The organism is Labilibaculum antarcticum (assembly GCF_002356295.1).
GTDB classification, from domain to species: Bacteria; Bacteroidota; Bacteroidia; order Bacteroidales; family Marinifilaceae; genus Labilibaculum; species Labilibaculum antarcticum.
The window spans coordinates 2,869,293-2,883,242 of the sequence record NZ_AP018042.1 but is presented as its reverse complement, the minus strand read 5'-3'; the positions used below and the strand labels follow the sequence as shown (position 1 = coordinate 2,883,242).

Here is a 13,950-nt window from a genome sequence, read left to right as displayed (position 1 = left end):
AACGCAATATGATTATTAAATTTTTACTATTTCCAGATTATTGGCATAAACACGGTCATCTCACCTTGTCCTCGATTACTCCAAGCGTAATTAGGAATTAACTGAGCTTTGATTGTTTCAAACTCAGGTTTTTTAACTGCCTTATACATGCTCTCCTCGTTGTTATTTTTACGAATAAGCAGTTCTGTTTGAATGGTTGTTACTCCACCCAAAAGATCGTTTTTAAATTCGGCCTTATAAGGAGCTTTATTATTAAGATATACGTCAACAATTTTAGTGCCTGCAGGTAAATCGGCAGACTCAACACAATATACAATTGGACCACGCTTAATAGCTACCTGATTACGAACTTCTTCAATGCGAGTATGACCTTCAACAAATGTTATTTCCATCGGCATATTTAAAGTAATTACATCGCCTTTTTTCCATTTACGATTTACGACTGCAAATTTTCCAACTTTAGCATCAACACCAGTTGCTTCTCCATTTACCATTATTGTTGAACCTTTTGCCCAATTAGGAATTCGAAGCATTACATCAAAAGCATCTTTTTTACACTTCTCGATGGTAATATTCACAAGTCCTTCCCATGGATATTGAGTTACTTGAGACAATTCAATTTTTGAACCGTCTAATAAGCTTGTAGATAATTTGTTTCCACCGAATAGATTAACTGCAATTCCGTTTTCCGATTTACTATAAGCCCATCCTGATAATTTACAAACAGTACGAACCAAGTTTGGAGGACAACAAAAACACTCCAAATAAGGCTGGCGCTCAGGATATTCCGTATTCATTTTCTCATAATCTCTTGCTCCATCAATAACTCGTAGAGGATTTGCATAGTAATAATCTTTACCTTCAATGCTAATTCCTGAAAGACCACTATTAAACTCAACCAATTCCATTATATCGGCATATTTTGATTCTCCATGAATACCCAACATGCGGTAACTGAACATGGCATTACAAATATTTGCACAAGTTTCGTTGTATGCAGTCATGTTTGGCATCATATAAGAATCGATAAAGCCTTCTTCAATCATTTGACGATTTGTAGATGCACCATAGTGAGTTTGACCAACAGCACCAGTTACGTACATTTTTTGATCTGTAACATTTTCCCACAAACGATCCAAAGCATCAACTAAAGCAGTTTCCCCTGTTTCAGAATAAACATCGGCAGCACCAGCATAGTAATACAAAGCAAGTACAGCATGTCCTACAGCCTCATCAGCCTCGCGTAAAGGAATAAATTCCTGTACCATATCTCCAATTGGATAACCTTCGGTTGCGGGTGTTTCTTCCACCTTATATTTACCGCGATTGTTAATAAACTTCTCGGCTAATTTAAGATACTTCTTATCCCCAACGGTACGGTATAATTCAACCAATCCCATAATTTGAGTCTGGTTAAAACCAAAACGACCATATTTTTTATCCTCAGGCATAAATATAGTATACAACAAATCAGCATGCTTAATAGCTATATCTAAAAAGTTTCTTTGGCCAGTAATTCTATAATGAATACAAGCACTGGTTAATAAGTGACCTGTATTATACATTTCATGATATTTACGATTCTCATAACGATCCACCTTAGGATTTAATTGAATCTGAGTTTGTAAGTAACCATCCTCTTGCTGAGCTTCACCAATAATTTTAATGTAAGCATCTAACTCCTTTAGGTATTTTTCATCTTTCGTTTGAGAATACACATAGGAAACCGCCTCCATATACTTATAGAAGTCTCCATCGTGCCAGCGCATTCCTTTATGCTCACCATGCTTATGACCAGCAGTAATTTTAAAGTTATTTAATGCATGACCCGTATCTCCACACAATACTTCTCCCATATATGGAACCATACTTTCTTTAGCAACATTAAACTTTTCAGCCCAAAAACCATCGGTCCAAATACAATCTCCCATGTCAACACTTTTCAGTTTTACATACGGGCTTTTCGCATTATTAATAATTCCGTGTTCCTGTGCGTTGCTTGAAAATAAAAACGTTACACCACAAGCGATTAATAGTAGTCTCTTTATCATGATTATTTAACTTTTCTATATTTATCCATTCTGTCAATATCTACATTTTCGAATTTACGATCCAACAACCAACGAGGGCGCTCTAAAGTAGATTCCCACTCGAATATCATCTTATACATTTCACGTACTTTGTCAGGATATTTTGCGGCCAAATCGTTTTGCTCCGACTCATCTTTAATGATATTATATAACTCTGCAGGACGGTCAGGAAATCTCAATAATTTCCAATCTCCCAAACGTACAGAAGCTCGGCAATCTTTTTTCCAAAATAAAACATTATGAGGTCTACTTGTGTTTTCATTCTGAATAAAAGGCAGTAAATCAACTCCATCAACATTTTCCAATGCTTTAGAATCGCCTCCTGCAGCAGCTACAAAAGTAGGCAACAGATCCATCGTACTCACAGGATAATCATATTCCGTATTTTCTTTAATTTTTCCTGGCCATCGCATTATATAAGGAACTCTCACACCACCTTCTAGGTGATTCGATTTTGTTCCTGCTAAGGGAAGATTAATTGAAGCATTTTTATCGGTTGGTCCCCCATTATCGTTTGTAAAAACCACAATTGTGTTTTCATCCAAGCCAAGTTCTTTTAATTTATCAAGAATCAATCCGCAAGCACGATCCAATGCCAAAGTCATACCAGCAACCTGCTGTCTTTTTCCAGATAATTGTGGAAACTTTGCCATATCCTTTTCCTCAGCTTCCATAGGAGTGTGTACCGCATTAAACGACACAAAAGCAAAAAATGGTTTATCTTGATTCCTTTCAATAAAATCAACTGCTTCTTCACCAAGTCTATCGGTTAAATATCTTTCTGGCTCGGCATACTCTTCAAAATTACGTTCCAAGCGATTTTCACGTGGCACATTCAGAACATTTGGATATTCATAGTAGCTACGTGCTCCACCACGAAATCCATAAAACTCATCAAATCCACGTTTGCTTGGGTGGTAACAATCAGCACCTCCCAAATGCCATTTTCCAAAAATTGCTGTAGTATAACCCAACGCCTTTAAATGATCTCCAATAGTTACCTGATCGAGTGGCAAACCCATATTCTCTCCATCTAAAGCAGAATTACTACTCATGAATGTAGGTACATTGTTCTCTTCAAAACCAAAACTTTCTTGATAGCGCCCAGTCATAAGTCCTGCTCGCGAAGGACCACAAACTGATGCAGACACATATCCTTGTGTAAATTTCACACCTTCACTGGCTAATTTATCCAGATTTGGCGTGTGCATTACCTTACTTCCCTGAAATCCAAAATCAGCATAACCCGCATCATCAGAAAAAAGAAGCACTATATTGGGTTTCTTTTGTGCGAATACAAGTTGCTGAAAAAGCAGAACTGTAATAAGTAGTACTTTATATTTCATCTCAATTATAGTATAAGTTTCAACATATGAGAATTCGTCTTTTCTGTTCAAACAAAAATTCTTTCCCTTTTACAATTTATTCTTACTAACAAAGAAAATCAAATTAGAATGAACTAGCTTGGTGAAATTTACCTCGTGATTACATTATTTTACCCCTTGGTAATATTTTATGACTTGAACTCTCTTTTACCGATTTCATCATCTAATTTCTAGATTCGAAAATAGATGAACCAAAAAAAATACCGGAAGTTTCCTTCCGGTATTCACACTAATCTCACTATAACTAATCTAATACTAACTTAAATTTTATTGTATTAATATCCATCATTTTGCAATAATGCAGGAGCCTTTTCAATTTCTGTAGAAGGAATTGGTAAATAGTACTCTCTTTCGAACCAAGGTCTTGTAACAACAGTGTTTTCCGTGAAAGATAAAGATCCATCAGTTGCCATTGTCCAAGTCAATCCTTTTATATCAAAACCCAAATGAGCTTCATTCATCCATCTTCTCTCATCAAAGAAATTATGACCTTCAAAACAAAGTTCAACACGTCTTTCTCTTTTGATTGCTTCCAAAAGATCTTCTCCTGTAGCAGTAATAGCTGGCTGAAGTGCTCTTGATGAAATTTTAGAAACAAAATCTCTGGCAACACTCTCTGCACCCAAGTGATATTGAGCTTCAGCGTAATTCAAATAAACTTCAGATAATCGATACAAAATATAAGGACGTTGAGAAGAAATATCGGTTAACCCTCCCAGACTTTCATCCTGAAATTTTCTGATATTATAACCCGTTTTGGAAGAATGTCCAGTATTTCCTAATCCTTCAGGAGAATCCAACCCATTTGGTGTTTCTACACTAGGTGTTTCAGCAAGATAATATTGAACATCTCTACCTCGAAACATTGCACCATTGAAGTTTAAATCTGCATAATATCTCATCTCTCTACCTGTATTTGGATTCGCGGGATCAAAAGTTACTTCATCCGTTGTGGTTCCATCCGCCATATTAAATTGCAATGTGAAATTATGTGTTGGTGAAGATAATGCCCAACCCCCGTAACCACTTGGAGACATAGTCTGATCAGGTAGCGAGTTCACATCCGTTCCGAAATCATAATAAACAGAACCGTAAGGTCTTGCAAACAAAATATCCTCATTAGGAGACAAAAATAATTCCTGATAAGCTTTTGCATCGGCTACAGAAATAAGATCTCTCGCTCCCACTAAATCAATAACTGCTTTTGCAGCATCAGAAGCATCTTGCCATTTTGATGCTTTAGTATAATCATATAAGGGTCCGTTTGGAACAGTAGCAGGATCGTGAAGCTTACTTGCCGCATACAATAATGTACGCGATTTAACAGCTAAAGCCGCTAATTTAGTTACTCTACCAAATTCACTATCAGGACGTGTTAATGGAAGAATTGCAGCCGCCTCATCTAACTCTTTTACAATGAAGTCAACACATTCCTCGTAAGAATTTCTTTCCAAATTAAAATTATCCTCAAGACCAAGTGCTCCCTCCATAATTGGAACACCCCCATAAAAGCGGATCAATTTAGAATATAAATTGGCTCTTAAAAATTTCATCTCAGCCTTAAGTATATTCACCTTATCCGGATCAACTTTCATCGCTTCACTATCATCAACACGATCCAAAAATTCATTGGTTAAACGCACGTAATCCCAATATTGCGACCATTTCTGAGCAAAAACGCCAACATTATTAGCTATCCAACCAGCTCTTGCTCTGAATAAATCAAGATCTTTGAAGTTAAATTTTGCCTCAAAAGAAGCTCCCTCAATATTAAATCGACGTGACCACCATTGATCTCGATTCAAGCCCCACCCTTCAGTGCTATTGTATGATGTAAAAACCAATTTTTCCAATTGACTCGGATCGCTGTAAATTAAATCCTCAGCGAAAGCATCTTTTGCTTCGGTATCCAACACATCTTCACAACCAAATGTTGCAAAAAGTGCAAATACAATAAGTATATATTTAAAATTTTTCATCTCTCTATTTTTTATATTGAATATATCATCCTCTAATTAAACGGAGTATTTTTTAACTTTTAATTAAAAATTAAGATTAAACCCGAAAGTATAAGACTTTAGAGATGGATAAGTACTTCCTCTAAAATTATTGTAACCACTAGCCTCAGGATCTAAACCTAAATCATAAACATCAGAGAACATTGTTAATAAATTAAATCCTCGAGCAAATACCTTTAGAGTTCCAAACTTAATTTGGCCTTTTGAGAAAGTATATCCTAATTCAACTTCTTTTAATCTTACGAAAGAAGCATCGTGCAACCACAAGTCAGCTCCTTCAAAATTAGCAGCATTACCACTTTGATTTCCACTAAATGAATCGTCCTGCTTAAAAGCTCTTGGATATCTTGAATCACGATTATCCGGAGTCCATCTTTGATTAAACACATAGTCTGGTTTGGAACCTGATTGGTCAAAGAATACTAACATTTTAGCTTTAGCTTGTCCTTGAAATAAAAAGCTTGCATCAAAGTTTTTGTAGCTTACTCCTCCATGAATACCAAATTGAATTTCCGGAACATTAGAGTCATAAGAACGAACTCTATCCTTTGAATCAATTTTCCCGTCTTCGTTTGTATCTAAATAGATTGGATCACCTTCACCTGAACCTGCTTTTTTCACTGCCGTTGCATCAACTTGAGCTTGATCCCTGAAGATCCCTGAAGTAGGATAAATTACATATGAATCCATTGAGTGTCCTTCTCTCTTCATATAATCTTCGACATCAGCAGCCTCATCCATATAAACTACTTCGTTTTTAGCTTGAGTAAAGTTGAAACCAAAATTATAATCTACCTCTCCTATTTTATCTTTCCAGTTCAATTCAAATTCCCATCCGAAGTTATCTACTTTACCTAAATTCTCCTGTGGCAAAGTTAGACCGGCAACATCAGGAATTGAAGCATTTCGTGTAATTAAGATATCTTCTCTTTTCTGATAGAAATAGTTAACATCTCCCGATAATTTATAATCAAATAAACTGAAACTTAAGCCAATATTTTTCATATCAGCCTTTTCCCATGTAATATCGGGATTAGGAACATTACTACTGTTGTAAGAGTTGTACTGTACTCCGGGTGTTCCGAAAATATAAGAATTTGGTTGAGCCCAGTTAGTTCCTCCATAATCGTATTTTGTCAAGTATTGGAATCCTGCGATACGGTCGTTACCCATTTGCGCCCAAGAACTTCTCAATTTTAAGGCATTTAACCATGAAATATCCTCCATGAATGACTCCTTATCTAGTGCCCATGCTACAGCAAGTCCGGGGAAAGTACCAAATTTTTTCTCTCCAAAATTACTTGAACCGTCGTGACGAAGCGTAAAGTCAACAAAGTATTTTTTCTGATAATCGTAAGAAAAAGATCCAAAATAATTTACTCTTCCCCATTCTTGTGAATTACCCGAAGCTTGTTGTCCTGCATCACTACCTGCAAATAATTCAGGATGATCCTTGCTTGGAAAATCTTTTTTCTCAGCCCAAAACGAACGTTGCTGTGATGAAAAATATTCATAACCTGCGAAGGCACTAATGTTATGATCTTCGCCTAAAGTTTTAGAATAGTGAATCGTTGAATTCAACATCAACTCATCATATTTCCAAAAACTCTCGCGCAAAATAATCTTATTGCCACTTTGAGAGAATCCAGCTGTCTCTACATACTCATTTGTTCCTTCCTGAAACTGATAAACAGACCAAGGAGTATACCATGATTTTATATCATTACTCTGTTTTCTGTAGCCTGCAAAACCTTTAATTTTCAGACCAGGAGTTAGCATATCCAACTTCCAGTCAAAAGATAATTTACCGCGTAAATCATTATCCTGTTGCTTAACAAAACCAGACTCAGCACTTGACATTACATAAGGATTGGCACCATTCTCACCACCCCATCCAGGAAGACCATTAGGATAAATCCCAACTTCAGTTGGTTCATTTGTGTAAATGTGCTTATAAATAAAACCATCATCTACACCAGGTTCTTTTCTATTACCAAATTGTCCAGATAAATCAAGACCCAAAGTAAAAGTCTCATGTAGTTTCATGTCGATGTTTGAACGAACTTGATATTGCTTAAATTTCAAAGATCCCGATTCAAACATTCCTTTTTGATCCATATAATCACCACTAACAAAGTAATTAACCTTATCACTACCCCCAGAAATTGAAAGAGAGGTTCTTGTTTCCGGTGCAGAATCTGCAAAAGTTAAATCTCCCCAATCTGTACTTGGATAGTTAGGATCATTACCAGCAGCATACTTATCAATCTGTTCCTGAGTATAAGGAAGTGCAGTTCCTTCTCTTGTTGCTATTTCATTATTATAAATAGCATATTGCTCTGAAGACATTAAGTCTGGCTTCGCAGAAAAGGAAGAAAAGTTAATCGAACTAGATAAACTAATTTTTGCTTTACCTGCTTTTCCTCTTTTAGTTGTAATTAAAATTACCCCATTAGCCGCACGTGCACCGTAAATAGCAGCCGCTCCATCCTTCAAAACATTTAATGACTCAATATCCTGAGGAGCCAAATTTGAAAAACTACTGGCAGTAATACCATCAATTAAAATTAATGGTGAATTATTCCCTAAAGTTGATTTACCTCTAATTAAAAGAGTCATATCACTATCTCCAGGATATCCTCCTCTATCGGAAACAATTAAACCAGTAACCTTACCTGCTAAAGATTTAGCTAAATCCTTATTGGAAGTTTTAGATAGTTCCTCAGCTTCGATAGTACTAATAGAACCAGTAAGTTCACCTTTTTTTCTTGTGGTATAACCAATTGCAACTACTTCGTCCAAACCAATTGTATCTTCTTCCAATACAATTTCCAAAGTAGTTTGGTTAGCAAACACAATTTCTTGCGTTTTCATACCCACAAAAGAGATTACCAAAACATCCCCTTCGGTAACGCCTAACAATTCAAAAAAGCCATCAATATTTGTAATTGTACCATTGGTGGTACCTTTCACAAAAACACTAACACCAGGCAAAGTAAATCCAGTATTGTCTTTAATAATACCACTAACACTTCCTTGATCTGTAACATTTTCTATAGCTTCATCATCCAATTCGGTTGACATAGCCGTATTTAGAGAATTTGAATTTACAGCCACAACTTGCATTGCACTAAGCAAGAAGCTAAATACTGTAAACGCCATAATCCTAAAAATTTGCTGTAAATTTTTCGGTTTTTTCATAAGTTTTTCATCTTGAGGTGAATAAAAACGATTAGTTGATTTTTGACATTAGATATCACCAAGACAGCTGAAAGCCTTTCTTGACGCATAATTTATTACTAGAGTTATATATTATCATAAATTCGAAATGCGATTAAATTTTATATCGTTTGCATTGGATGCATATGCCAATAGAATTTCTGATCAGATTCCTTAAAAAATATTTATTGATTTAACTGAATTAATTAACACTATGTACCTCCATATCGACATCAGTAGGAGTTACCAAATCATATATCAATAATCTATTTCAACATGTAATTTCAAATAGATCTAAACAGAATAATATTTATATCCTATTTTATCACGTACTCTATAAGGATAATATCCTACTAGTTCCAAAAGGTGGATACAAACACCCAGAATACCTAAGTAACTACACCTTACTTATTTATTGTAAATAAACTGAAAAAAAAGGAGGTCTGACTGGTTAAAATTACCCTGTTTTTGCATTATTTTACCCCGCTTTTTATTTGAGGGTAAATAAGGGTAAGAGAGGGGTAAAAAAGAGCTGAACCAGAAGTGAATGTTAAATAGCGTTACGGTAACTATTAGGAGTATTGCCCATTATCTCTTTAAACTGGCGGTTAAAATTGGTAATTGAATTATAACCTACCATATAACAAACTTCGGATACCGATATATCTTCCTGTACTAAAATACGTGAAGCATTACGAATACGAATTTCATTTAGAAATTGGGTGAAAGATTTATTGGTCATCTTTTTAAAAAACCTACAAAACGAATTTGTAGTCATACAAGCAATGTCTGCAACATCATTCAAACTGATATCACTGGCGTAATTATCAGAAACGAATTTTATAACGGTATCCAAACGATCCGAACTATCTGTAGTATATTGACGCATATCTGAAGATGACAAAATCTTTTTATCATCGGTATTCGATAAACGACACAATATGTCTAAAAGTTTAATTAATTGTTGAGCAGGTGACAAGTCTATAATCTGAATCAATTCGTTGTGCAGAGCTTTACTAATCTTATTTCCAAAACTCACTCCAAATTTCGACTGTTCAAATAAATTATTTATATCAGTAAATTCGGCCAGATTAAAAGTTCCCTCACCAATAAAATCTTTCGAAAATTTAATAATAATAGTCTTCACCTTATTAGTGTCGTCCTCCTTATAGTAAGAGGCATCATTTCGCCATAAGTGTGGCAAATAGGGGCTAACTAATACTAATTCACCAGGGTGGAATTGGGAAACACTATCGCCAACAAAACGAATACCATTACTTTTTGATATATACAATAACTCATACTGATCATGATAATGCCAAGATGAATCCAGACATGGAATTTCCTTTTTAGTAATGATTACTCTATCATTTAAGGAACTGTCAGTATTTTTTAATATCAACTTCATGAAATCAATAATCTATAAAATAGACACATATTAGTTCTGACTATCAAAATACTATTGGCTTAGTATTTATTAACACAATATAGCTAAAATTCCCATAACCGGATTATAATTTCAGCTTGTAAATCATCAATAATACATAAAATAGAACAGTCCAATGGCTTATTTAAACCTATGGACTGCTCAAAACTGAAATGAAATATCAACGGTATTACTCTTTTATTTCCATGAATTCGATAGGGGATCCATTATGCACAATAAATGCAACTCGTACCCCTTCTCCCGGAGAAAAAGTGTCAACTAAAACCTCTTTACCTTTCAATGCATCTTCAATATTATCAACCAAATAAGCCACATGTGCTACATTTTGGAACATTGCAGGCATCGGACTATCAGCATCACATTTTACCCATTCAACACCAAACTCATCTTTACTAAAATCTGTAAAATGGATTTTACCTGCTTCGTAAAAGCCATCCCAATTTTTCTCTTCTGTAGTTGGTATTCCTATGTGACTAAATTTATATTTCATAGTGCTATTTTGTATTATTTTTAGATTTAATTATTTAAAGGTGCGATTGTAAACTCGAAGCTGTATTTACCTGATTTAAGAATATATTGAGGTAATGTTTGAGATAATGTTCCCCCCAAACCAGCTTGAGCAAAATCAATATTTAATGTATAAAACCCTTGAGACTTTAAATCATAAGGATGTTTTGCATCACCAAGATTTTGGCTAGAATAAGGCCAAACCGAAAATCCGAAATGTGGTTTACCTACAATCTTAATTCCTGATTTCTTATTTTCAGTCATCAATTTCACCCATCGAGTTTCTGTTCTGTTCCCATTTTCCTGAGGCTTTTCATATGAATAAAACAGATCATCGGTTTTAAGGCTATACTCATCGACTTCCGCACTCTGCTTTCGATCACTGTAATTTTCAAAAGGTCCATTCCCATAGTACGTGGTATTGTTAAAAGTACCCGAAACGCCCATTGTCATCCCAAATCTTATCATATTTGGAAGATTTTCATCAGCATCCATTTCCAATTTCACATCAATTTTCCCGTCATTAAAAATTGTGTAGCTAGTTACCAATTCGATTTTATCTTCGAAACTTTGTTTCACTGTCAGTTTTACCATTTTACTATCCGTAGAAGTAACAGTCACTCCATTTGTTTTCAAGTTTTCAACTAAGTCTTTCCATGGTTTCATTGATCTATGGAATTCCTTACTGCTTGCGCCTCTGGTATCATTATCGATAGCCGGACGCCAAAAGTTTGGTTGTAAAGCAGATTTCAATTGCTCAAGCCCATTTATATTGTAGGAAATTAATTGTCCGTTTACTTTCGAAACAGCAACAGAAAAATCTTTACCCTTTATTGTAATTTCGGTATCAGACTCATTCGCTGTAATTTTTTCCTTAGACTGTGAAGCTGAAACTTGAAAAGGCTCTCTTTTTTTAAGAAGCATTTGGCCTTTGGCCACTTCAAAACCTTTCTCACACCACAAACGGTCGGTTTTTTCATGCAAGCTTAAACGCAACCAATAATCTGAATCTTTAGTAAAGGCCACTTTCTTAAATGGAACAGTTACCATAGCCGAATTTCCAGCAGCAATATCTTGATTTAGTAAGATTCCTGCTTGCAATTGTTTCCCATTTTCAGACAATATCCAACGCACCTCATATTTGTTAAGATTCGTAAAGGCAAAACGATTGATAATTCTTACTTGCGTATTCTCCAAATTGGCAGCCTCGAAAACAACGGGTTGAAAAATATACTTACATTCCCAAGCGTGTGGATTTGGGGTTCGATCTGATGCAAAAACTCCATTCAAACAAAAGTTTTCATCGTTAGGAATATCTCCAAAATCACCACCATAGGCGTAAAATTTCTGTCCGCTTTCGTTCGTTTTTTCCAATCCCTGATCGATCATATCCCAAATAAAACCCCCAATAAGGTTAGGACGAGCACGTATCTCATCCCAATAATCAACTAATCCGCCAATAGAGTTACCCATTGCATGAAGATACTCGCACATAATAATTGGTCGTGTAATATGAGCACTGTTTGACATATTCACTAACTGACTCAAATCTGGATACATACGGCTAACAACGTCGACATAATCGGGATCATCCGGATTAGACTTCGTTGGACCTCCTAATGCTTTACTGCCTGCATCTCCCTCTTGATAGTGAGAATCTGTTGGATCACCCTGAGCTCCTTCATAATGAATAAATCGTGATGGATCGTAATCTTTAACCCAAGTCGATGAGGCTGCAAATGCGGGTCCGGTACCGGCCTCATTTCCCAGCGACCATGAAATAATACACGCCTCGTTTTTATCGCGTTCTACCATCCTTATAGTTCGACTTAAAATAGCAGCAGGCCAAGTTGGACTTTGAGGTATAAAACTGCCCAAATGATGACATTCGATATTTGCTTCAGCCATTACATACAATCCATACTCATTACAAAGCTCTAAAAAGTAAGGGTCATTTGGATAATGCGATGTACGTACAGCATTAAAATTAAACTGTTTCAACAATTCAACATCTTTTCTAATTTCTTCGCGAGTTAATGCTTTTCCGTTAAGCGGACTATGATCGTGTCGGTTAACTCCCATTATTTCAATAGACCTTCCGTTTATTAAAAGTTCATTCTTTTTACTGAATTCAACTTTTCGGAAACCAACGCTCTGACTACGAGCTTCAACCAATTCTCCTTTAGGATTTACGACACTAAAAACCAGCTTGTATAAATAAGGGGTTTCCGCTGTCCATTTTTGAGGGCATCGAATATTTGCCTCCATCATTGCCCATTTGGTGATGTCTCTTTGTGGCCATCTTTCATTATATATTGCTTTTACAGATGTAGAAAGAGCTTCACTTAAAACCACATTATTTTCTGCATCAAAAAGCTGAGCTGTAATTTTCCAACCTTCTAGATTCGATTCATTCTCTTTTACCCAAACACGTGGGCGAATTTCCAATTTGGCATCCTGCAGATTTGCATCAAATTTTGTTCTAACGTAAAAGTCGTTCAATGCAATTTTAGGTTGCGCCATTAGCAATACTTCACGATGAATACCGCTTAAACGCCACATGTCCTGATCTTCCAAATAACTTCCATCGCTCCAGCGAAATACTTGTAATGCTATTCGGTTTTTACCTGCTTGAATATATTTTGTAATATCGAACTCGGCAGCTAAACGACTTCCTTGACTGTATCCAACTTTTTCTCCATTAACCCATAAATAAAAAGCCGACGATACTCCACCAAAGTGCAGAATTATCGATTGATCTTTCCAATCGGAAGGCACTTCGAAATCTCTAAAGTAGCTACCTACCGGATTGTCTCTGTAAATTTTAGGTGGTCGGGGTGGTTGTGGTCCTTTCCAATCATAAGTTAAAGTTGTGTCTAAAATATTAGGCGTAAAAGGATAAATAATATTTGAATAGATGGGTTGACCATAGCCTTTTAATTCCCAATTAGATGGAACATCAATATCATTCCAATTATTACCTGCAAAATCCTTAGCCATAAAATCCATTGGTCGATCTTCTGATTTCCCAACAAAATTAAATTTCCAAATTCCATTTAAGGATTTTATTCTGGCATTTCCTCTATCCCCAAGCAATGCATCTTCCGCACTTTTAAATGAATAACTAGGAACACGAGCATTCATTTTATTTTTCTCAAACATCATCTCGTTTTCCCAATCGTTTTGGGCGGATGCTATTTGAACGCTAGCAAATAATGCTAAACCAAGAATTGAAAGTATCTTTTTCATTTATATCTTTTTTAGAATCCCTTATTCAAAAATAA

At 35.6% G+C, this 13,950-nt stretch carries 7 protein-coding genes; all 7 read right to left on the bottom strand.

What is annotated here, in order from left to right; all coding sequences use genetic code 11:
* Positions 1–26: 26 nt before the first annotated feature.
* Positions 27–2,051: a glycoside hydrolase family 127 protein gene (locus ALGA_RS11365; RefSeq protein ID WP_096429411.1), complete on the bottom strand. Its 2,025-nt coding sequence runs from the start codon at positions 2,049–2,051 to the stop codon at positions 27–29.
* Between the two features lie 2 nt (positions 2,052–2,053).
* Positions 2,054–3,436, bottom strand: coding sequence for a sulfatase (locus ALGA_RS11360; RefSeq protein ID WP_096429410.1), 1,383 nt, complete (start codon positions 3,434–3,436; stop codon positions 2,054–2,056).
* Between the two features lie 314 nt (positions 3,437–3,750).
* On the bottom strand, positions 3,751–5,454 hold the full coding sequence (locus ALGA_RS11355) for a RagB/SusD family nutrient uptake outer membrane protein (protein WP_096429409.1): 1,704 nt from the start codon (positions 5,452–5,454) through the stop codon (positions 3,751–3,753).
* A 63-nt stretch (positions 5,455–5,517) separates the two neighbouring features.
* Positions 5,518–8,655: a SusC/RagA family TonB-linked outer membrane protein gene (locus tag ALGA_RS11350; protein WP_096433594.1), complete on the bottom strand. Its 3,138-nt coding sequence runs from the start codon at positions 8,653–8,655 to the stop codon at positions 5,518–5,520.
* 607 nt (positions 8,656–9,262) lie between these two features.
* A complete protein-coding gene (locus ALGA_RS11345) occupies positions 9,263–10,120 on the bottom strand; it encodes an AraC family transcriptional regulator (RefSeq protein ID WP_096429408.1) in 858 nt (285 codons plus the stop codon).
* A gap of 208 nt (positions 10,121–10,328) precedes the next feature.
* Positions 10,329–10,649, bottom strand: coding sequence for a VOC family protein (locus ALGA_RS11340; RefSeq protein WP_096429407.1), 321 nt, complete (start codon positions 10,647–10,649; stop codon positions 10,329–10,331).
* A 26-nt stretch (positions 10,650–10,675) separates the two neighbouring features.
* Entirely contained in the window at positions 10,676–13,915 is a 3,240-nt protein-coding gene (locus ALGA_RS11335; RefSeq protein WP_096429406.1) for a glycoside hydrolase family 2 TIM barrel-domain containing protein, read from the bottom strand.
* Positions 13,916–13,950: the final 35 nt, after the last annotated feature.